Source organism: Streptomyces zaehneri, assembly GCF_032248645.1.
Lineage (GTDB): Bacteria > Actinomycetota > Actinomycetes > Streptomycetales > Streptomycetaceae > Streptomyces > Streptomyces coriariae.
Map to the genome: position 1 here is coordinate 210,466 of NZ_JASTTJ010000006.1, position 21,740 is coordinate 232,205.

At 70.4% G+C, this 21,740-nt stretch carries 14 protein-coding genes; 5 read left to right on the forward strand and 9 right to left on the reverse strand.

From position 1 onward, the window contains the following. Nucleotides 1-24 precede the first annotated feature (24 nt). Entirely contained in the window at nucleotides 25-480 is a 456-nt protein-coding gene (locus QQM72_RS12780) for a MaoC family dehydratase (RefSeq protein WP_314220961.1), read from the forward strand. Nucleotides 481-601: 121 nt separating this feature from the next. Here QQM72_RS12780 and QQM72_RS12785 read toward each other — a convergent pair whose 3' ends face one another. From QQM72_RS12785 to QQM72_RS12815, 7 genes are all read right to left on the reverse strand, one after another. Beyond that, complete coding sequence (locus QQM72_RS12785; RefSeq protein ID WP_314220962.1) at nucleotides 602-2,269, reverse strand: histidinol-phosphatase; 1,668 nt, start codon at nucleotides 2,267-2,269, stop codon at nucleotides 602-604. Nucleotides 2,270-2,309: 40 nt separating this feature from the next. Next, the gene (locus QQM72_RS12790; protein ID WP_314220963.1) at nucleotides 2,310-4,148 is read right to left on the reverse strand and encodes a LamG-like jellyroll fold domain-containing protein; all 1,839 of its coding nucleotides are present in this window, start codon (nucleotides 4,146-4,148) and stop codon (nucleotides 2,310-2,312) included. A 39-nt stretch (nucleotides 4,149-4,187) separates the two neighbouring features. After that, a complete protein-coding gene (locus QQM72_RS12795) occupies nucleotides 4,188-7,115 on the reverse strand; it encodes a glycoside hydrolase family 2 TIM barrel-domain containing protein (RefSeq protein ID WP_314220964.1) in 2,928 nt (975 codons plus the stop codon). Continuing rightward, on the reverse strand, nucleotides 7,112-7,975 hold the full coding sequence (locus QQM72_RS12800; RefSeq protein ID WP_314220965.1) for a carbohydrate ABC transporter permease: 864 nt from the start codon (nucleotides 7,973-7,975) through the stop codon (nucleotides 7,112-7,114). The genes QQM72_RS12795 and QQM72_RS12800 overlap by 4 nt, the downstream gene beginning before the upstream one ends. A gap of 15 nt (nucleotides 7,976-7,990) precedes the next feature. Next, on the reverse strand, nucleotides 7,991-8,953 hold the full coding sequence (locus QQM72_RS12805; protein WP_314220966.1) for a carbohydrate ABC transporter permease: 963 nt from the start codon (nucleotides 8,951-8,953) through the stop codon (nucleotides 7,991-7,993). Continuing rightward, nucleotides 8,953-10,239, reverse strand: coding sequence for an ABC transporter substrate-binding protein (locus tag QQM72_RS12810; RefSeq protein WP_314220967.1), 1,287 nt, complete (start codon nucleotides 10,237-10,239; stop codon nucleotides 8,953-8,955). The genes QQM72_RS12805 and QQM72_RS12810 overlap by 1 nt, the downstream gene beginning before the upstream one ends. 90 nt (nucleotides 10,240-10,329) lie before the next feature. Continuing rightward, complete coding sequence (locus QQM72_RS12815; RefSeq protein ID WP_314220968.1) at nucleotides 10,330-11,349, reverse strand: carbohydrate kinase family protein; 1,020 nt, start codon at nucleotides 11,347-11,349, stop codon at nucleotides 10,330-10,332. Between the two features lie 159 nt (nucleotides 11,350-11,508). Between QQM72_RS12815 and QQM72_RS12820 the strand changes: the two genes are divergently transcribed. The 4 genes from QQM72_RS12820 to QQM72_RS12835 all read left to right on the forward strand — a co-directional run bounded on the left by QQM72_RS12820 (nucleotide 11,509) and on the right by QQM72_RS12835 (nucleotide 18,112). Continuing rightward, on the forward strand, nucleotides 11,509-12,273 hold the full coding sequence (locus QQM72_RS12820) for a DeoR/GlpR family DNA-binding transcription regulator (protein WP_020129352.1): 765 nt from the start codon (nucleotides 11,509-11,511) through the stop codon (nucleotides 12,271-12,273). After that, nucleotides 12,270-13,607, forward strand: a complete 1,338-nt coding sequence (locus QQM72_RS12825; protein ID WP_314220969.1) for a 6-phospho-beta-glucosidase — start codon at nucleotides 12,270-12,272, stop codon at nucleotides 13,605-13,607. Before QQM72_RS12820 ends, QQM72_RS12825 begins: the two co-directional genes overlap by 4 nt. 102 nt (nucleotides 13,608-13,709) lie before the next feature. Further along, on the forward strand, nucleotides 13,710-16,781 hold the full coding sequence (locus tag QQM72_RS12830; protein WP_314220970.1) for an alpha-mannosidase: 3,072 nt from the start codon (nucleotides 13,710-13,712) through the stop codon (nucleotides 16,779-16,781). A gap of 80 nt (nucleotides 16,782-16,861) precedes the next feature. Further along, the gene (locus tag QQM72_RS12835) at nucleotides 16,862-18,112 is read left to right on the forward strand and encodes an alpha-L-fucosidase (RefSeq protein WP_314220971.1); all 1,251 of its coding nucleotides are present in this window, start codon (nucleotides 16,862-16,864) and stop codon (nucleotides 18,110-18,112) included. A gap of 331 nt (nucleotides 18,113-18,443) precedes the next feature. On the opposite strand, the gene QQM72_RS12840 is transcribed toward QQM72_RS12835, so the two are convergent. Next, nucleotides 18,444-20,132 (reverse strand): fibronectin type III domain-containing protein, encoded by a 1,689-nt coding sequence (locus QQM72_RS12840; RefSeq protein WP_314220972.1) that lies wholly within the window; start codon nucleotides 20,130-20,132, stop codon nucleotides 18,444-18,446. 165 nt (nucleotides 20,133-20,297) lie between these two features. Beyond that, nucleotides 20,298-21,449, reverse strand: coding sequence for an ATP-grasp domain-containing protein (locus tag QQM72_RS12845; protein ID WP_314220973.1), 1,152 nt, complete (start codon nucleotides 21,447-21,449; stop codon nucleotides 20,298-20,300). Nucleotides 21,450-21,740: the final 291 nt, after the last annotated feature.

Here is a 21,740-nt window from a genome sequence, read left to right on the forward strand (position 1 = left end):
GAACTCTTCTGTGAGGAACGGAATATGAGCATCACCGTCAACGGTCTCGACGAGCTGAAGAAGCTGGCCGGCAGCGATCTGGGCACCAGCGAGTGGATCGAGGTCACCCAGGAGCGCATCGACACGTTCGCGGACGCGACCGGAGACCACCAGTGGATCCATGTGGATCCCGAACGGGCGGCCGCCGGGCCCTTCGGAGCGCCGATCGCCCATGGGTACCTGACACTCTCCCTGTTCATCCCGCTCTTCACCGAGCTGCTGGAAGTCCAGGGCGTCACGACCAAGGTCAACTACGGGCTGAACAAGGTGCGTTTCCCCTCGCCGGTCAAGGTCGGCTCGCGGATCCGTCTGGTGGCCGTGCTGACCGAGGTCGCGGACGTGCCGGGCGGGGTGCAGATCACCGTCGACGGGGCGATCGAGATCGAGGGGGGCGCGAAGCCGGCCGCGGTGCTGCAGAGCCTGTCGCGCTTCTACGCGTAGGGCTCCTCCACGCGTAGGGCTCCGCGGGCTGCCGCGGGCCGGGCCGTCCGGGACGGCGCTGTGGGGAACCGCGGGGCCGGTGCGGCCGGTCGCGCGGTTCCCCGCGCCCCTGTCGGGGCGCTCAGCCGACGACGTCCACGAAGATCGGGTTGGAGTAGAACCAGGTGTCGGCCCACGGATCGCCGTTGCCCGGCTCGTGCGGGATGGGGCCGTGCGGATCCACTGAAGCGCCCAGGTAACCGGTTCCGTTCCGGTTGCCGTCGCTGCCGCGCAGGCGGAGGTAGCAGGACTCGTCGCCTACCGTGACCGGGACGCGCAGGGTGTAGGTCCCCTTGCGGCCGCTCACGTCCGTCGTGCGGACCACCTTCGTGTCGGGAGCCCGCCAGGTGTCGCGGTCGGACACCGCGCCGCGCACCGCGCCCCGGATCACGTCCACGTGGGCCAACTGCGGCAGGATTCCCTGGGGGTTGGGGCGGGAGGCACTGGTCACGGTGATCTCCAGGGTGAGCTTCTCGCCCTTGCGTGCCCGCAGCCGGCCGCCGAGCGTGACGCCCCGCCCGTTGCCGTGCTCCCGCCGCAGCCGGACCTCCAGGCCGTCGAGCAGATGCCCGTGGTCCAGCCAGACCCGGCCCTCGCGCAGGCCCGTCATCACCGCACGGTAGCCGTAGCGGGTCACCCCGACGTGGGTGCGGCTGAACTGCCCCGGCCAGAAGTCGCTGCCGGCCTGCGGGATGTCGGTGTTCACCGGATCGGGCAGCCTGCCGGTGTTGTCGAAGTTCTGCCCGGCGGGCCAGTCGCCGTTCTTCCAGGTGTCGAAGACGGTCCGGTGGTTGTCGGAGTTGGTGGTGACCGAGAACAGCCGGCCCTCGGCCAGCATCGAGTCCCACAGGCCGCCGACGGTCGCGGTGGCCCAGTCGAAGCCGCCGTAGGTGAGGTAGGCGTCCGCCGGGTAGCCCGCCCAGGACTGGGCGGACGGTCTGTTCTCGTACTCGCCGCGGATGGACGTGGCACCGCGCCGGCCGGGGATCGCCGCGCCCTGGGCGCCCGGCGCGCCCTCCATGCCGATCACGATCTCGGGCGCCGCGTCGCGCCAGGCCCGCATCTCGTGCGGGGAGTCGATGCCGAGGCGCAGCGGGTGGTTGGCGAGGACGAGGACGTCGTCGACGTAGCCGCTGCGGCGCTGCTCGGCCAGCCACTTGATCGCCTTGACGGCGTGCGCCTCGTTGCGGGCGGTGTCGGCCGCGCCGGCGGCTCCCTCGGTGTAGCCCAGCAGCTTGCCGTCGTAGGCGAGCTCGAACCGCGTGAGCAGGTCGACCTCGTGCGGTCCGGGGGCGGCGAACACCGTGCAGTGCTCGGCGGCCGGGATGTACCACTCCAGACCCTGGAAGATCAGCTGGCGCGGGTTCGCGGCGCGGGCCTCGAGGATCTCCTTGTGCTCCAGCGCGGCGCCGTAGGAGGCGTGACCGAAGTTGGAGTGCTCGTTGAAGACCATCCAGTCGAGGCCGTACCGGGCGGCAGCACGGGCCTGCTGGGAGAACGTGTACTTCGCGTCGTGGCTGTAGACGGAGTGGACGTGGTGGTCGCCCACCAGGTAGGCGAGCCGCGGGTCGTCACCGCCGTGGCCCCGGCCGGTGGCGGCGACGGCCGGGCCGGCCGCGCCGCCGAGTGCGAACGCGGCGCCGAAGAGGCCGGCGCGGCGCAGAAGTCCGCGCCTCGACACGCCCTGGGCGTCGAGAGCGGTGGGTGAGACGGACGGATCGGCCCAGGCGGGCGGCTGCTGCTCGGTCACGGTGATCCTCGTGCAGAAGGTCAGTGGTTCATGAAGGAGGTCAGTGGTTCATGAAGGAGGTGACGGGCAGCGCCCGCGACACGATCCGGACGTCGCCGAGGCGGCCGTGCAGGATCTGGTCGATCTGTCCGCCGTACTCGTAGCCGCCGAGCAGCCAGGGCAGCCCGACGGAAGTGATGCCGACGGCCGCCGCCTTCGGGTTGCGCACCGCCGGGCAGCCCTCGACGTACAGCGTGGTGTGCTGGCCGTCGTTGACGACCGCGAGGTGCCACCAGGTCTCCAGCGGGGTCTCCTGACCCCAGTTGGTGGCGATGCCCTCCTGGTTCAACGGGCGCATCGCCCACTGCGGTTCGCGGTCGTTGGACAGGGAGAGGGTGGCGAGCGGCTCGTCGGGGTCGTCGCCGGTCCTGCCCGCGGCGCCGCCCGTTCCGGTCCGGCTCACCAGCCCCGACCAGGCGTGGTGCGACGGGTCCCAGTCGGCCGGGAGACGGTAGAACGCCTCGATGGTGTAACCGTTCTTGAAGGTCGCCGAGTTGAGCGGGGCGCCGTCGACCGTGCGCAGGTAGGCGCCCTTCAGCGGGGACTTGTATCCCTGGAACTCCAGGCTGCCGTGGCCGGGTTGGTCGGGGTGATGGTCGGTGGACCAGGTCAGGGCGCCGCCGCCCACCGCGACGAGGGTGAGGTCGTTGCCACGCCCGGACAGGTCACGGACGGTGCCGCCGACCCGCGTACCGTCGTCGTGGCCGTCGAACCGCCAGTAGGCGACCGTGTCGCGCACCAGTACCTTCGACACGGGACGGGCAGGACGCGCTGGCATCGGATCGAAGCCCGCGAAGCGCTCGGCGAAGTCGATGCCGACCGTGAACCGGTCGGCGTCGCCGCTCAGTTCGATCTCCTGCCGCTCCAGTTCGTTGAGCCCCTTCGCGGCCCGGCCGAGGATCCACGGGGAGACCGTCTCCACGTCGATGACGTTCCGGTCGAGGTCGAAGCGGTAGAGGCGGATCATCGCGGCGCCGCCGAAGTAGCGGTTCTGGTAGTTCGTCAGGTGCAGCTGGACGTCATGTCCGGCCGCATTGCTAAGCGTTGCCCGACCGGCGGGCCAGTAGTGCCCGTTGAGGGTGAGGAAGATCTGGTCGTGGCTCTCGATCAGCCGGTCCCACAGCTGTTGGCCGTACGCCGACAGGGAGTCGTCCTCGGCGACCAGCTCGTGCGTGGTCAGGACGACCGGTGTCCTCGGGTGCCGGGCGAGGACGTCGGCGGCCCAGGCGTACCCCTTCTCCGACAGCCGCCAGTCCAGCGCCAGCACCATCCACTCCCGGCCGCCCGCCCGGAACAGGTGGAAGGTGTTGTAGCCGTCGGGGGAGGCCCCGCCGAACGTCGGCTTCCCCTGGAAGCGCCGCGGGCCGAAGGCGTCCAGGTACGGGGTCGCGCCGCGCTGGTCGGTCGTCGACGACTGCACGTCGTGGTTGCCGGCCAGCACGCTGTAGCCGATCCCGCGCCGGTCGAGCAGCCCGAACGCCTCGCTGATCGCCGCGACTTCCTCCCTCGCCCCGTTCTGGGTGAGGTCACCCAGGTGGGACAGGAACACGAGGTTCTCGTGCCTGCCCTGGTCGAGGAGGTAGCGCAAGGACGCCTCGAGCGGCGCCTTGTCGATGCTCGGGCCGTCGAAGAGGTACTGGGTGTCGGGCATGACGGCGAGCGTGAAACGGCGGCTCTCCGGGTCGGGGCGCCACTGGGCGGAGGCCGCCTCGGCGGTGGCCGGCAGCGCGAGTCCGGCCGTGGCGGCCGCGCCGAGCAGCGCGGTGGCCCGCAGGAAACCGCGTCTTCCGGCACCGGCCTGCGCGGCCTCGCCCTGTGCGTGGGCATGCGAAGTACACACGGGTGCTCCGTAGATAAGTCCGTTGCTGACAAAGGGAGTTCAGAGGACGCGCAGGGTCCAGCTCCAGCGGTGGACGCCCGGTGCGACGAGGTAGGAGGGGAAGGTGTCGGGGCCGCACGACGCCGTGCCGAGGCCGCGGTGCGCCGCGTCGAGGTGCACCACGCAGCCGGCGCGTGGGACGAGTTCGTCATGATGGGTGACGGCCGTCAGGTCCTCGGCGCGGTAGCGCGTCACGCAGACCTGGCGCGGCTCGTCCAGAGTGACGGAGAAGCCCGTGGCGTCCGGCGCGGAGAGCGTGAAGCGCCGCACACCGTGCCGGCCGCCGCTCTCCTGCGGACGCAGGTACGGGGTGAACAGCGCGTCGACCCGGGCGTGGTGATGGCCCACCGGCGCGCCCGCGCTCCGGTCGGGGTACGACTCCCAGGGGCCCTGTCCGAACCAGTCCAACCGGTCCGGTCCGGCCACCGTCTCGAAGACCGAGCCGACACGCGCCACGTCGTCGAACTCCGCGGGCAGCTCGGCCTGCTCGTCGATCCGGATGCCGCCCTCGACCGGCGTGAAGACCTGCCGGTGCCGGACGACGCCGGTGGTGCCGGCGTACTCGGCGAGCACGGTCACCCCGTCGCCCTCCTGGTGTACGGACACCAGCCTGCGCACGAGGGCGTCCAGGCCCCACGTCCGCCAGCGCGGCGCCGCCCCGCCCAGCTCGTCGTTGTCGGTGGGTGCCCGCCACAGGGACAGCGCGGGCGCGGAGGCCAGCAGAGGGTGGACGAGGAGCCCGTCGGCGTCGATCTCGACGCGGCCGGAGCCCACCGGGTCCTCGACGGGCGCCGGCGCCCGCAGCCGCACCTGCGGCGCGCACACCGCGGTGCCCCGCGGAGCCCACGGCAGATCCTGTGCCGTCCTCACCCGCAGCGTCAGCCACGCCTCGCCGCCGTCGTCCGGCAACGCGAACGGCAGCGGCACCTCGACCGTGCCGCCCGGGGGAAGGCCGGGCAGCTCGGCCTGTGCGGTGAGCGTCCCGCCGTGGGCGAGCGACAGCTCCCACTCGCCCGCGAGCCACTCCAGGCCCCGGAAGTGCTGGTGGTTGGAGACCGTCACCCCCTTCGGTCCGACGCCGTGCAGCCGTACCGGTGCGGCGAGTTCCCGGTGCTCGTACATCACCGGTTTCGGGGTGCGGTCCGGGAAGACGACGCCGTCCGCGACGAACGCGCCGTCGTGGTCCTTCTCGCCGAAGTCGCCGCCGTACGCCCAGCGGTGTCCGGGCGCGGCGACAGCGTTGTCATAGAGCCCGGCGCCCCCACGCCCGACCGGTCTTCCGTCGTTCACACGCTGGAGAATGCCGTGGTCCCAGAACTCCCAGATGAACCCGCCCTGAAGACCCGGGGTGGCCTCGATGGCGGCCCAGTGGTCGGCCAGCGTGCCGTTGCTGTTGCCCATCGCGTGGGAGTACTCGCACTGGATGAGCGGCTTGGTCTGCCGCCCGGACAGCGCGTGCGCCACACAGTCCTCCAGGGGCGCGTACATCGGGCAGGCGATGTCGGAGGCGACCTGCGGATCGGCCCAGCCGAGCTTGGCGGCCCCCTCGTACTGCAACGGCCGGGTGGGGTCGTGCCGACGCACCCAGCCCGCTGCGGCGTCGTGGTTGGCGCCGTAGTCCGACTCGTTGCCCAGCGACCAGACGATGACCGACGGGTGGTTCTTGTCCCGCAGCACCATCCGCGAGACCCGGTCGACGAAGGCGTTCAGATAGCGCGGGTCGTCGGCGATCTCGTGGGCGTGGTCGTGGGACTCGATGTCCGCCTCGTCGACGACGTAGAAACCGATTTCGTCGGCGAGGTCGTAGAGAGTGGGGTCGTTCGGGTAGTGCGCGGTGCGGATCGCGTTGAAGCCGAAACGCTTCAGCAGTACCAGGTCGGCGCGCATGTCGTCGTACGACACCGTCCGTCCCGTCAGGGGATGGAAGTCGTGCCGGTTCACCCCCCGGATGAAGACCCGCTCGCCGTTGACCAGCAGATCCCGGCCGACGATCGTCACGTCCCGGAAGCCGACCCGGTGGCGGGACGTGTCGGCGACGGTCCCGTCGGCGCGGTGCAGCCGGACCGTGAGGTCGTACAGTTCGGGCGTCTCGGCCGTCCAGGTGCGCACCTCGGGCACCCGCGCACGCAGCCGTGCCTCGCCGAGGAAGGCGGAGACGCGCTCCTCCTCTGCGTTGGCCAGGTCGAACTCCGCGTCCTGCGCCAGCGGCAGACCGTCCAGCTCCCCGCTCACGTACCAGCCCGCGGGCAGGGCTCCGCCCGCGTCCCGTACCTGGCAGTCGACCCGCAGCTCGCCGTCGCGCGCCGCTCGCACGCTCACGTCGGCCAGCCGCAGCGGGTCGGTGGCGTACAGCAGCACCGGGCGGGTGATCCCGGCATGCCACCACTGGTCCTGGTCCTCGATGTGCGAGGCGTCCGACCACTTGACGACCGTCAGCCGCAGCACGGACCGGCCGCCGGGGCGTACGACGCCCGACAGATCGAACTCGGCGGCCAGATGGGAGTCCTTGGAGATGCCGACGGGCCGCCCGTCCACATGCACGAGCAGCACGCTCTCGGCGGCCCCGACCTGGAGCACGATGCGGCGCCCGGCCCACTCGGCGGGGACGTCGATCTCCCGCTCGTACACACCCGTCGGATTGTCCGCGGGCGACAGTGGGGGGAATTCTGTATACGGCATACGGACGTTCAGATACTGCGGAAGGTCGGCACTGCCCTCGATGGTCTGCATGGTCCATGCGCCGGGCACGGATGCCGTCGACCAGGGACCGCCGACCGGCGCGTCCGGAGCGGACAGCAACCGAAACCGCCAGTCGCCGTCCAGGGAGTTCGCTCCGGAGCGCCGGTCGACGGCGTTCATGGGCAGCCGTCCCCACGAGGTCACCTCGGGTGCCTCCCAGGGGCGGAGCGCCACCAGCGGATCGGTCACTTGATCGCTCCCTTCGCGAGGTCCCCGATCATCTGACGGGCGCCGATCGCGAACACGATGAGCAGCGGGACCAGGGCGAGCAGCGCGCCGGTCATGACCATTCCGTAGTCCGTGGTGCCGTGCGTGCCGTTGAGCTGGGACAGCGCGACCTGGAGGGTCACGTTGTCCGGGTTGGTGAGGGCGATCAGGGGCCAGGCGTAGTCGTTCCACTGGCCCATGAAGGTGAAGATGCCGAGGAAGGCCAGTCCCGGCCGGACCACCGGGAGGGCCACGTGCCAGTACTGGCGCAGGAAGTTCGCGCCGTCGATGCGGGAGGCGTCGAGGAGTTCGTCGTGGATCGCGCCCTTCATGTACTGACGCATCCAGAAGATGCCGAACGCGTTGGCGGCGGCCGGCACGATCAGCGCCGTCATCGAGCCGATCCAGCCGAGCTTCGCCATGATGACGAACTGGGGGATGGCCTGGAGCTGCGCCGGGACCATGAAGATGAACATGAGCAACACGAACAGCAACCGTTTGCCCGGAAATTCGAACTTGGCGAAGACGAAGGCTGCCAGCGAGTCGAAGAACAGGACCAGGAAGGTCACCGATCCCGCCACCAGCAGCGAGTTGACCATCGAGCCGAAGAAGTCGATGTTGTCGAAAAGGCTGCGGACGTTTTCCAGGAAGTGCGTGCCCGGCAGCAGCTTGGGCGGGTAGGAGAAGATCTCCGACGACGTGTGCGTCGACATGATCACGGCCCAGTAGAACGGGAAGGCCGAGAGCAGGACGCCGAGGACGAGAGCGGCGTGCAGCCCGACCCCCCTGCGGCGGGACCCGTCGATCCTCTTGGCGCGCCGTGTTTCTTGGGTGGATGCCATGGTGTGCGGGCCTCCCTATTCTTCGCCCCGGCGCTGTACCAGCCGCCAGTTGATGATCGAGAAGAGGACGACGACGAGGAAGATGCCCCACGCCACGGCGGCGCCGTAGCCGAAGTCGTTGTTGTCGAAGGTCTGCTGGAAGAAGTAGAGGACCATCGTCCGGCCGGCGTGGCCGGGACCGCCCGAGAACGTCGAGTCGTTCGAGGTGTTCTGGAGCAGCACCTGGGGTTCGGAGAAACTCTGCAGACCGGTGACCGTCGACACGACGAGCACGAACAGCAGCACCGGCCGCATCATCGGCAGCGTGATCCGGAAGAAGGTCTGCACCGGCCCGGCGCCGTCCATCCGCGCCGCCTCGTACAGCTCGCTCGGGACGGTCTGGAGACCGGCGAGGAAGATGATCGCGTTGTAACCGGTCCACTGCCAGGTCATCAGCGTCGCGATGGCGATCTTGATGCCCCACGGGGTGTTCAGCCAGGCGATCTGGTCGAAACCGATTGCCTGGAGGAAAGCGTTCACCAGGCCGAAGTTGGTGGAGAAGACCGAGCCGAAGATGATCGCGATCGCCACGACCGAGGTGACGTTCGGCAGGAAGTAGGCGACGCGGTAAAGGTTCTTGAAACGGACCGCCGAGTTGAGCATCACGGCCGTCACCATCGCCAGGAAGATCATGGGGAAGGTGGCCAACGCCCAGATGACGATCGTGGTCCCGATCGAGCTCCAGAACTCGGAGTCGCTCACCAGGTACCGGTACTGCGACAGTCCCGCCCACTCCATCGAGCCGAGGCCGTCCCAGCGATGGAAGGAGAGGTAGAGCGAGAAGCCGACGGGGATCAGGCCGAAGCAGAGGAAGAGCAGGTAGAAGGGGGAGATCGCGGCGTAGAGGTGCCAGTACTTGCGAAAGCCCCGCCGGGGCCGGGTGACGGGGACGTCCGCCATGACCGCCGGGGGCTTCTCCAGCGCGGGGAGGGTGGCCATCAGTAGCTCACCCCCAGGTGCTTCGCGATGCGCCGGCACTTGCTCATGGCGTCACTCCAGGCCTGGTCCGGGTCCTTGCCGAGGACGCCGACGTTCTTGATCTCGTCCTTGACGGGCTGCCCGAGCGCGATGTCGAACGGGCTGTTGTAGGCGACCGCGATCTTCTGCGCGGCCGGACCGAAGACGTCCATCGTGACCTGGCCGCCGAAGAACTCGTCCGGCTCGCGCACCTGCTTCAGTTCGTACGAGGCGGGGGTCGAGGGGAAGAGCCCGGCGTCCACGAACCCCTGCGCCTGGTTGCCCGCGTCGAGCATCCAGCTGATGATCTCGAACGCCCGGCCGGGCTCGCGGCACGCCTTGGTGACCGACAGGAAGGAGCCGCCGTTGTTGGAGGGCCGCACGGGCATGTCGGCCACCCGCCAACGGCCTTTGGTCTTCGGCACGCCGTTCTTGAGGTCGCTGGTGGCCCAGGAGGCGCCCAGCTGACTCGGCAGCTTGCCGTCCTCGACGGCCGACAGCTGGTCCGGGGTGCCGTTGACCAGGTTGGAGACGATCCTGCGCTGTTTGGCCTCCACGGCGAGTGCCCAGGCGTTGCGCACATGCTCCTGGTCGCCGATGAAGTGACGGTCCTTGTCGACGTACCGTGCGCTGCCCTGCTGGACCACGTTCTCGAAGACGCTGTTGATGTCGGTGAGCAGCGAGGTCCCCGGTATCCGCTGCCTGAGCCGCTCGCCCGCCGCGAAGAACTTCTCCCAGGTGTCTAGCTCCTTCGACACGTCGGCGGGCTCGTAGGGCAGTCCCGCCTTGCGGAAGACGGCGTACTGGTAGAAGTGCGCCACCGGCCCGCAGTCGATCGGGAAGCCGACCATCCTGCCGTCGTCGGCGATGCCCTGCTCCCACTTCCACGGCAGGTACCGGGACTTGTACCTGTCCGCGCCGAGCGTGCGCAGGTCCACGAACTGGTCGGCGTTGGGCAGGTAGGACGCCATGTCCTCGCCCTTCAGGCCCGCGATGTCGGGGACGTGGGCGCGCCCGGCCATCGTGGTGATCAGTTTCGACCGGTAGTAGCCGCCGATCTTGATGGCCTGGAGGTCGACCGCGCTGTCGTAGCGGGCCCTGGCGTTCTTGACGACCGTGTCGCCCAGGCCTCCGTCCCAGTACCACAGGACCATGTTCCGGCCGGTCGAACCGGTCGGTACGGCACAGCCGGACGCCATGCCGCCGAGCGCCGTGGCGGCCGAACCGGCCAGGCCCGCACGGAGCAGGCCTCTACGTGAGAGCCGCACAGCTCCCACCGCCTTTCGGATCTGTTCGCGTCTTCGCAGACGGGTTGCACTTCGAGGGGCATGTGTGGGGTCTTCTGGATACGGGCGCGGTCAGGACCGCGGGGCGGGCGGGGTGACCGGCGCGTACCGCACGGGCGGGCCGACGTCCGCCGGGATGCGGTCGGCGAGGAAGCCGTACGCCTGTTTGAGCTCGGGGTCGCGCAGTGAACGCCACCAGCGGTCGACGCCGTACCAGCCGGGGGCCGCCAGCGCCCCGCCGTGGTGCCGCACCGAGAGCCCGGCGGCGAGGACGGCGAACCGCAGCCGCTCCACCAGCGGCCAGCCGCCGAGCGAGGCCGCCACGAAGCTCGCGCCGAACACGTCACCGGCGCCCGTCGCATCCAGGACATCGATGTCGAGGGCGCGGACCTCGGCGTATTCACCGGTCGCCTGATCGACCGCGATCGCGCCGTCGGCGCCCCGGGTGACCACCGCCACCGGCACCAGTTCCGCGAGTGTGCCGAGCGCGGCGATCGCGCTGTCGGTGCGGGTGTACGCCATCGCCTCGGTCTCGTTGGGCAGGAAGGCGTGGCACAGGGTGAGCTGGTCGAGCAGGTCGGTGGACCACTGCCGGGTGGGGTCCCAGCCGACGTCGGCGTAGATCCGGGTGCCGTTCGCGGCCGCCTTGGCGAGCCAGGCGCGCGGTTCGGCCTCGAGGTGCACCAGGGCCGTGCGCGCCTCGGGCGGGTCGCCCATCAGCACGTCCGGTGAGTACGGCGGCTCCTGGCCGTGGGTGACCAGGGCGCGGTCGTGGCCGTGGGCGAGCGCGACGGTGACCGGCGTGTGCCATCCGGCGGCCACGCGGGAGAGAGCGAGGCCGACGCCCTCCTGGCCGGCGAGCACCTCGTGGCAGTGGGCGCCGTAGAAGTCGTCGCCGAAGACCGTGGCCAGCGAGGTCCTCAGGCCGAAGCGGGACGCGGCCACCGCGAGGTTGGCGATGCCGCCGGGGCCGCAGCCCATGCCGGCCGTCCAGATCTCCTCGCCCGGCTTCGGCGGTCCGCCGAGCCCCGTGAGGACGAGGTCGTAGAAGAGCAGCCCGGTGAGCAGCACCTCGGGCCGGTCGTCGTCCACCGCACATCCTCCTCGCCGGGGGAGCTCGTCCCGTCGGGGGGAGCTCGTCAGAACTCTTCAATTCGGTGACCGGAATCGTGCGCCCCTCGGCGACATTGGTCAATACCTCAGCAGAAGTGAGCATGGATTTGATTGAAGATGACGAGTAGTGTTCACGTCGTGCTGGCAGAACGACGACATCAACTCATCCTGCGGGCCCTGCGCTCCGGTGGCCCCGCGGCCGTGACCGATCTCTCCGAGCAGCTGGGCGTGAGCCCCGCCACGATCAGGCGTGACCTGGTGAAACTCGAGGAGGACGGCCTGCTCACCCGGGTGCACGGCGGTGCCGTCGCGGAGGAGGGCGACCAGCCCTTCGCCGAGGTCGCCGAAGTGCGGGTGGGCGAGAAGGACGCCATAGCGGCCCATGCGGCGGCCATGGTCGCCGACGGTCAGTCGGTCCTCCTCGACATCGGCACCACCGCCTACCGCCTGGCCAGGCAGCTGCACGGCCGCCGGCTGACGGTCATCACCAGCAACCTCGTGGTCTACGAGGAGCTCGCCGACGACGAGGGCATCGAGCTGGTCCTGCTCGGTGGCATGGTCCGCCGCGAGTACCGCTCGCTGGTCGGTTTCCTCACCGAGGACAACCTGCGCCAGCTGCACGCCGACTGGCTGTTCCTCGGGACCAGCGGAGTGCGTCCGGGCGGCCAGGTGATGGACACGACGGTCGTCGAGGTGCCGGTGAAGCGGGCCATGATCAAGGCCGGTGACAAGGTCGTCCTGCTCGCCGACTCGGCGAAGTTCCCGGGTACGGGGATGGCGAAGGTCTGCGGTCCCGAGGACCTGGACGTGGTGGTGACGAACACGCCGGTCGATCCGGCGACCCGGTCCTCCTTCGAGGAGGCGGGCGTCGAGGTGGTCGTGGCAGGAAAGGTGCAAGCGTGAAACTGACGATTCTGGGCGGCGGCGGGTTCCGGGTGCCGCTCGTGTACGGAGCGCTCCTGACGGACCGCGCCGAGGGTCGGGTCACGGAAGTCGTTCTGCATGATCTGGACGACAGTCGACTGTATGCAGTCGCCCGTGTGCTGAACGAGCAGGCGGCCGTCGTCCCCGACGCGCCCCGGGTGACCGCCACCACCGACCTCGACGAGGCCCTGCGCGGCGCCGACTTCGTCTTCTCCGCGATCCGAGTCGGCGGCCTCGAAGGCCGCGCGCACGACGAGCGGGTGGCCCTCGCCGAGGGCGTCCTCGGCCAGGAGACGGTCGGCGCGGGCGGCATCGCCTACGGTCTGCGGACGGTCCCCGTCGCCGTCGACATCGCCCGCCGGGTGGCCCGCCTGGCCCCCGACGCCTGGGTCATCAACTTCACCAACCCGGCGGGCCTGGTCACCGAGGCCATGTCCCGTCACCTCGGCGACCGGGTGATCGGCATCTGCGACTCGCCGGTCGGGCTCGGCCGCCGGATCGCCCGCGTGCTCGGCGCGGACCCGAAGCAGGCGTGGATCGACTACGTCGGTCTCAACCACCTCGGCTGGGTCCGCGGGCTGCGGGTCGCCGGTCGCGACGAACTCCCGCGGCTGCTCGCCGACGCCGACCTGCTCGGTTCCTTCGAGGAGGGCAAGCTGTTCGGCGTCGACTGGCTCCAGACGCTCGGCGCGATCCCCAACGAGTATCTGCACTACTACTACTTCAACCGGGAAGCCGTACGGGCCTACCAGCAGGTCGAGAAGACCCGCGGCGCCTTCCTCGCCGACCAGCAGGCCCGCTTCTACGAGGAGATGAAGCGCCCCGACGCCGCGGCCCTGACCGCCTGGGACCGCACCCGCGCCGAACGCGAGGCCACCTACATGGCCGAGAACCGGGAGACGGCCGGCGCCGGCGAGCGGGACGCCGACGACCTCTCCGGCGGCTACGAGAAGGTCGCCCTCGCCCTCATGCGGGCCATCGCCCGGGACGAGCGCACCACCCTGATCCTCAACGTCCGCAACCAGGGCACCCTCTCCGTGCTCGACGCGGACGCCGTCATCGAGGTGCCCTGTCTGGTCGACGCCAACGGCGCGCATCCGGTGGCCGTGGCCCCGCTGCCCGACCACGCCACCGGGCTGGTCTGCGCGGTGAAGGGCGTCGAGCGCGAGGTGCTGGCCGCCGCCGAGTCCGGCTCCCGCACGACGGCCGTGAAGGCCTTCGCGCTGCATCCGCTGGTCGACTCGGTGAACGTGGCCCGCAAGCTGGTCGAGGGCTATACCGACGTCCATCCCGGGCTGGCGTACCTTAGGTGAGCCCCGGAGGGAAAGCGCTTTCCCCGCGCTTTCCCTCCGACCGGCGCGTCCCCCGGCCCCACGGCCTCCCCGCCCCTCGTGGTCCCTCTCTGGAGATTCCCCATGCATGACGAACGCCGCCGCATCGAGGAGCGCGTCGAGCGCGTCCACAACCAGCGCGTCAAGCCCGCGATCTACGCGGCAAGCGTGCCCTTCGAGGTCGAGGCCTGGCAGGCGCCGGGGGAGCCCGTCCCCTTCGCGGAGGCCGCGGCCGCCGCCTACGAGCCCTTCGCGATGGACACCCCGTGGGGCCCGCCCTGGGGTACCACCTGGTTCCGGATGCGCGGACAGGTGCCCGCCGAGTGGGCCGGCAGGCGCGTCGAGGCCGTCATCGACCTCGGCTTCGTGGGCGACTGGCCCGGCAACCAGGCCGAGGCCCTCGTGCACCGCACCGACGGGACGCCGCTGAAGGCGGTCAACCCGCTCAACCAGTACGTGCCGATCGGCAACCCGGCGACCGGCGGGGAGAGCATCGACTACCTGGTCGAGGCGGCCTCCAACCCCGACATCCTGGCGAACGACTTCGCCGGCCCGACCCTGCTGGGCGATGTACTGACGGCGGGCGACCGTCCACTGTATACATTCCGCCGCGCCGACATCGCCGTCCTCGACGAGGAGGTCTGGCACCTCGACCTCGACCTCCAGGTGCTGCGCGAACTCATGGTCCACCTCGGCGAGCACGAGCCGCGCCGGCACGAGATCATGCACGCCCTGGACCGGGCCATGGACGCCCTCGACCTGGACGACGTCTCCGGCAGCGCCGCGGCCGTCCGCGAGGTCCTCGCGCCGGTGCTGGCCAGCCCCGCCCACGCCAGCGCCCACACCATCTCCGGCGTCGGTCACGCGCACATCGACTCCGCCTGGCTCTGGCCGATCCGCGAGACGAAGCGCAAGACCTCCCGCACCTTCTCCAACGTCACCTCGCTCGCCGAGGAGTACGACGACTTCATCTTCGCCTGCTCACAGGCCCAGCAGTACGAGTGGGTGCGCGACAACTACCCGCAGGTGTGGGCGCGCATCCAGGAGTCGGTGAAGAAGGGCCAGTGGGCGCCGGTCGGCGGCATGTGGGTCGAGTCCGACGGCAACCTGCCCGGCGGCGAGGCGATCGCCCGCCAGCTGGTGCACGGCAAGCGGTTCTTCATCGAGCACTTCGGCATCGAGACCAAGGGCGTCTGGCTGCCCGACTCCTTCGGCTACAACGCCGCCTACCCGCAGCTCGCCAAGCTCGCCGGGAACGAGTGGTTCCTCACCCAGAAGATCTCCTGGAACCAGACGAACAAGTTCCCCCACCACACCTTCTGGTGGGAGGGCATCGACGGCACCCGCATCTTCACGCACTTCCCGCCCGTCGACACCTACAACGCGCGGTTCAGCGGCGAGGAGATGGACCGCGCCGTGCGCAACTACTCCGAGAAGGGCGGCGGCAAGCGTTCGCTCGCCCCCTTCGGCTGGGGCGACGGCGGTGGCGGCCCCACCCGCGAGATCATGGAACGGGCGCGCCGGCTGGCCGACCTGGAGGGTTCGCCGAAGGTCGTCGTCGAGCACCCCGACGCGTTCTTCGCGAAGGCCCGCGCGGAGTACCAGGACGCCCCCGTCTGGGTCGGCGAGCTCTACCTGGAGCTGCACCGGGCCACGTACACCACCCAGGCCCGCACCAAGCAGGGCAACCGCCGCAGTGAACACAAGCTGCGCGAGGCGGAGTTGTGGGCGACGACGGCCGCGCTGCACGCGCCGGGCTACGCCTACCCGTACGCGAAGCTCGACCGGCTGTGGAAGACGGTGCTGCTGCACCAGTTCCACGACATCCTGCCGGGCTCCTCGATCGCCTGGGTGCACCGCGAGGCGGAGGCCGAGTACGCACGGGTCGCCGAGGAGCTGGAGGTGCTGACGGCCGAGGCGGTCGCCGCGCTGGGCGGCGGGCGGCGGGGCGGCGCGCTCCGGGTGTTCAACACCAGCCCGTTCCGCCGTGCCGAGGTGGTCCGTACGCCGCAGGGCGCACCGGCGTACGTCGAGGTGCCCGCGAGCGGCAGCGCGCCGCTGACCGGCGCGGAGCCCCCGCGGCCGGTGACGGTCTCCGGGCATGTCCTGGACAACGGGCTGGTCCGGGTGCAGGTCGCGGAGGACGGCACACTGTCGTCCGTATTCGATCTGCGGGCGAACCGTGAAGTCCTCGCCGACCAGGGCAACCTGCTGCGCCTGCACACCGACCTCCCGAACTACTGGGACGCCTGGGACATCGACAAGCACTACCAGAACCGGTACACCGACCTGCTGGAGCCGGACGCGGTGACGGTCGTCGAGGAGGACCCGCTCGTCGGCGCGATCCGGGTCACGCGCTCCTTCGGCAAGGGCTCGACGATCACCCAGACGATCACGCTCCGCGCCGGCAGCCCCCGCGTCGACTTCGAGACCGACATCGACTGGCACGAGGCGGAGAAGATCCTCAAGGCGGCCTTCCCGGTGGACGTCCGGGCGCCGCACTCCTCCGCCGAGATCCAGTTCGGCCACATCCAGCGCCCCACCCACACCAACACCAGCTGGGAGGCGGCCCGGTTCGAGGTCTCCGGGCACCGCTGGGTGCACATCGGCGAACCCGGCTACGGTGTCGCGGTCATCAACGACTCCACCTACGGCCACGACGTCTCCCGCACGGTCCGCGAGGACGGCGGCACGACCACCACCGTACGCCTCAGCCTGGTCCGCGCCCCGCGGATCCCGGACCCCGAGGCGGACCAGGGCCGGCACCGCTTCAGCTACGCGCTGCTCCCCGGCGCGAGCATCGAGGACGCGGTCGCCGAGGGCTACTCCCTCAACCTCCCGCTGCGCGTGGCCGACGCGGCGGACACCACCCCCGAGCCCGTCGTCTCGGTGGACGGCGCCGGGGTCACCGTCGAGGCGGTCAAGCTCGCCGACGACGAGTCGGGGGATGTCGTCGTCCGGCTCTACGAGTCCAGCGGCGGCCGCTCCACCGGCACCCTGCGCACCGGCTTCCCGCTCGCGGGCGCCCAGGTGACCGACCTGCTGGAGCGGCCGCTGGAGCCCGCGGTCGTCGGCGAGGACGGCACGGTCGCCGTCGTACTGCGGCCGTTCCAGATCCTGACGCTCCGTCTGGAGCGTGCCGCGACAGGCCGCTAGCCGCGGCCCCCCGGGGCGGGCGCGACCCGACGCGCGCCCGCCCCGGCCCGAAGTTCCCTGCTCTGCGGAGGAGTTCAGTCGTGCCCATGCAACCCTGGTTCACCGAAGCCAAGTTGGGGATCTTCGTCCACTGGGGCATCTACGCCGTCGACGGCGTACAGGAGTCCTGGTCGTTCTACGACGACATCGTGCCCCACGACCGGTACCTGTCCCAGCTCGACCGCTTCACCGGCGCCCACTACGATCCGCGTGCCTGGGCCGACCTGTTCGTCCGCGCCGGCGCCGGCTACGCCGTCCTCACCAGCCGCCACCACGACGGTGTCGCCCTGTGGGACACCGCGTACGGGGATCTGAACCTGGGCCGCGACTATCTCACCGGCTACGCCGAGGCCCTGCGCGAGAGGGGGCTCAAGGTCGGTCTGTACTACTCGCACTCCGACTGGAACCACCCGGACTACGCCACCACCCGCAAGCCGGGCCGCCCGCCGGAGATGGAGGACAACCGCTACTCCGAGTGCTCCGCCGAGGACGAGGACCTCGAGGCCTGGGAGCGGTTCCTCGCCTACCGGGACGGCCAGATACGTGAGTTGGCCTCCCGCTACCGGCCCGACCTGATGTGGTTCGACGGCGAGTGGGACCGCAGCGAGGAGCAGTGGCGCATCAAGGAACTCGCCGCGCTGATCCGCTCGTACTCCCCGGACGTCGTCTTCAACGCCCGCATGCTCAGCGAGGGCGACTACGCCACCCCCGAACAGGGCGCCCCCATCGAACCCCCCGCCGGGCCGTGGGAGTTGTGCCTGACCATCAACGACTCGTGGGGCTACCGGCACCATGACCACCACCACAAGTCGCTCACCCAACTGGTCCGCTACTTCGCCGAGACCATCGGCGGCGGCGGCAACCTGCTGCTCGACGTGGGCCCGATGGAGGACGGCACCATCCCGCAGCCGCAGGTCGAGCGCCTCGAAGGCCTGGGGGAGTGGATCCGCAAGCACGCGCAGGCCGTGTACGGGACGGTGCGGGGGCTGTCGGCCGGGCACCACTACGGGCCCAGCACCCTCTCCGCCGACGGCCGCACCCTCTACCTCACCCTGTTCGACATCCCGCGCTCCGAGATCGGCGTCCGGGGTCTGGTCACACCGGTCCGCGGGGTCACCGTGCTCGGTACCGGAACGGAACTCGCCCACCGTGTCGTCGGAGGACTGCACGAGGCGGTCGGTGTGCTGTGGATCGACCCGCCGGGCGGATGTGACCTCGACCCGCACGCCACGGTCCTGGCCCTGGAACTGGACGGCGAACTGGAGCTGTACCGGGGGTCGGGACGCTTCTGAGGCACCCTGCCGGCCCCCGGCCGGAGCCGGGTGGGCCGGGGCGGCCGGACCGGCCGTACGGCGGGCGGGGAAGATGATGCGGGCCGGTCGGTCGCTCCCCGTGACAGCGGCCGACCGACCCGATCCCCCGTACCGCCGGGAATCCCCCGTCGATTCCCGGACTTCCCCCGTTGATCCCCGTGCTTCCCCCTGGAGCCCCGTGCTTCCCCGGTTGCTCCCCCGTGGGGCCCTTCACTCTTAAGAGCGAGGCGCCCGGATCCTGATACACCCCCTCGCCGAAAAAGTCCCCCGGACCGTGGTCCGGGGGACTTTCGCCTCGCGTCCTCGATGCTCAGCCGGTGAAGCCGGCCGTGATCGAGGTGAACTGCCAGGTGCTCTGGCTGATGCCGGAGCAGTTGCTCACCACGCCACCGCCCGGGCAGGGCCGGTCGCGGTTGACGGCCCAGTAGGCGAGCCGGGCGATGTGGTGGCTGTTGGCCCAGTCACGGATCTGGGTCCAGATCGCCGGGGTGGTGTTCTCCTGCTGGTCCGACAGGCCGTTCATGCCGGAGATGCCGATGTGGGCGTAGGCGGTCGCGTCGTCCCAGCCGAAGGTGGACTTCAGCTTGTTCTTCAACCCCTCCGTGGCGTTCACGGTGTTGCCGTACATGTCCGAACCGCCGCCGAAGTCGAACGGCATGATGGTGAAGACGTCGATGTCGGCGCCGAGCGACTTGGCCTGCTCGATGAGACGGTTGCCGTAGTAGGTCGGCCCGGTCGTGGACGTCCCGAAGGTGACGATGGTCTTCAGGCCTGGGTTGTTGGCCTTGACCGTCTTCAGGGCGGTCAGGATCCGCGCCTGCACGGCCTCGTTCTCGAACTCGTCGGTGTTCTCGATGTCCATGTCGATCGCCTTGAGGGAGTAGGCGTCGATCACCTTCTGGAGGGCCCCCGCCAGCGCGCTCGCCGAGGAGCAGTTGGCGCCGAGCTTGCTGCCCTGCCAGCCGCCGAACGAGGGCACGATGTCACCGCCCGCCGAGCGGACCTGGTTGATGACGCTCTGGTCGACCCCGCCGGTCAGCGGCCGGTTGCTGTCCCACATCGGGTTGCACCCGCCCCCGTCCAGCATGAACGCCATCGTGAACCACTTGACGCCGGTCGAGCTCATCACCGTGGACACGCTCGGCGGGTCTCCCCAGCCCTCGAACAGATAGGGCGCCGCCTGCTTGAACCCGGTGCCGCCACCGCCGCCCGCGTTCGTCGTGACGACCACGGAGTTGGAGGCCCCGGAGGTGTTCCCGGCCGCGTCGCGCGCCCTCACGGTGAAGGTGTACCCGGTGCTCGCGGACAGTCCGCTGACCGTGGCGGACGTACCGGAGACGGTGAGGACCTTGGATGACCCGCTGTACACGTCGTAGCCCGTGACGCCGACGTTGTCGGTGGCGGCGTTCCAGGACAGCGACACGCTGGAGGACGTCTTGCCGGTCGAGGTCAGAGCGCCCGGCGCGGTCGGCGCCTGGGTGTCCGAGCCGCCCCCGCCGCCCGGCCCGTCCAGGCTGATGTCGTCGGCGTAGTAGGTGCCCTGGGCGTACCAGCCGTGGACGTAGATCGTCGCGCTGGTCTGCGAGGCCCCGGTGGTGAAGGACACCGACAACCGGCTGTACGCCGACGGTGACGACGTCCAGGTGGAGGCGCCCCCGTCGACGCCGAGGTAGACGTAGGAGCCGCGCACCCAGCCGGTGAGCGCGTACGTGGTGTTCGGCTGGACCGGGACGGTCTGGCCGCACTTGGCGATGTCACTCGAGCCCACCGCCCCCGCAAGGGCCTTGGAGCCGCCGTGGGTGGGCGAGGAGACGACGGAGCCGAGGTTGCCGGTGCAGGACCAGGGCGAGAGGGCGCCCGACTCGAGACCGGGGTTGCTGAGGATGTTGGCCGCCTGAGCGGTGCCCGGCAGGGCCACGGCCCCGGCGAGGGCGAGTCCGGCGGTGCCGAGCAGGGCGAGGAACCGACGCCATGGGCGTCCGAGGGGTCTGGTGCGCACGCGATCTCCCTGAAGGAATGGGGGTGTTCGGGAGTGCAGGGGAATGCAGGAGGGTGCGCAACAAAGTTGGTATGGACCAATCCGCCTGTCAAGCAGACAGACGGAATTGGTCCATACCGGTGAGGGAAATGTCCTTCTCGGTCTTTCCTGGAGTCCTGGTATTTCCTAGAGCGGCAGTGCCTGTGCGGCACCCGCCGTGGTCACCTCGACGGAGTCGGCGGGCGCGGGCACGGCTGACAGCAGCGGCTCGGCGGTCTCCTCCACCCGCTGGTGCGGCAGCGTGACCGCGCGCAGCGGACGCGGCCCCGACACCACCGTGTAGTCCTGCCCCAGGAACGGCGGCACGATCTCGCCCGGGTCCTCGCCGAGCGCCAACTGCACCGCTGCCCAAGGGGCGTTGACGCCGCACAGCGACAGCTGGTGGAGTCCGCCGGCCGGGCGGGTGTTGACGTCCATCAGGACCGGCCGGTCACCGAACATCCGGAACTGGATGTTGGACAGGTAGTGCAGACCGAAGCCCTCGGCGATCAGACGCGCCGGCTCCAGCCACTGCTCGTGCAGGGTGAACCCCCGACGGCGGCCGTTCTTCGTCCGGCCGATGGCCATCCGCAGGATGTTGTCCGGGCCGGTGAGGCAGTCCACGGACACCTCCGGCTGCTCCAGGCGCGGCATGACCAGCCAGTCGATCTGCTCCTCGCCCTGCTCCGCGGCCCGCGTCAGCGCCTCGACCACCATGTCGAGCTGGACGTACGGGGTCGGGAAGCCGCTGAGGTGCATCAGCGAGAAGGGGGTACGGGTGATCACCCGGAAGCCCACGCCGCCCGCGCCGGACGCCGGCTTGAAGCACGCCCGGTGCCCGGCCTCCTCCAACTCCTCGACGGCGGCCACCAGTTCGTCCGCCGTCCGGACCCGGAACCACGGCGGTACGGGCACGCCGATCGCCTGCACGGCCTCGTACGCGATCACCTTGTCGTGGAAGACGGCGACGGCCTCCGGCGGCGGCGCCAGCAGGGCCGTGCCGACCGCGTCGAAGTCGGCGCGGTGCGCCACGACGGCCGACTGGTGCAGCCGGGGCACGAACACGTCGATGCTGCGGCGCTTGCACTGCGCGAGGGCGTACTCGACGTACGCGGCCGGGGACAGGCCCTCCGGCTCCAGCTCGGCGGTGTCGGCGGCGGCCAGTACGGGGGAGTCGGCGTCACCGTGCGTGGCGTGGATCTCGACGGCGCGGTCGCTGGGATTTCGTCGCAGCTGATCCGTGAAGAACACGTTCTCCGCGTACGTGCGGTTGAGCCAGACGCGTACGCGAGAGACCATGCAGGCCGCCTTTCACGGTTCGCGGGCAGGGCAAAGCGGGCCCGGCCCGGGCAGGGGAATTGGTGGGTCACCAAACCGCCCTGCGGAAGGGTCGTCCATGGCGGTGGTGTTGGGGCGATCATACGGCTTCCCGGGGGTGCGGCGTGCAACGCCCGTGTTACGGATTTTCCGATCTTGTTCACGTGGGGCGCCTGTTCGGGTAGGGGCGCGCTACGGCGCAGGTGGGACCGTGTCCGGGCCCGGCGGGCGGCCCGGTCCGACCTTGTACCGCACGCGTGAATGTGTTCTCGT

Excerpts from the sequence above, each read along its gene's own strand:
- QQM72_RS12830 (WP_314220970.1), top strand. The coding sequence starts at position 13,710 with ATGCATGACGAACGCCGCCGCATCGAGGAGCGCGTCGAGCGCGTCCAC.
- QQM72_RS12845 (WP_314220973.1), bottom strand. The coding sequence starts at position 21,449 with ATGGTCTCTCGCGTACGCGTCTGGCTCAACCGCACGTACGCGGAGAAC.
- QQM72_RS12780 (WP_314220961.1), top strand. The coding sequence starts at position 25 with ATGAGCATCACCGTCAACGGTCTCGACGAGCTGAAGAAGCTGGCCGGC.
- QQM72_RS12800 (WP_314220965.1), bottom strand. The coding sequence starts at position 7,975 with ATGGCATCCACCCAAGAAACACGGCGCGCCAAGAGGATCGACGGGTCC.
- QQM72_RS12805 (WP_314220966.1), bottom strand. The coding sequence starts at position 8,953 with ATGGCCACCCTCCCCGCGCTGGAGAAGCCCCCGGCGGTCATGGCGGAC.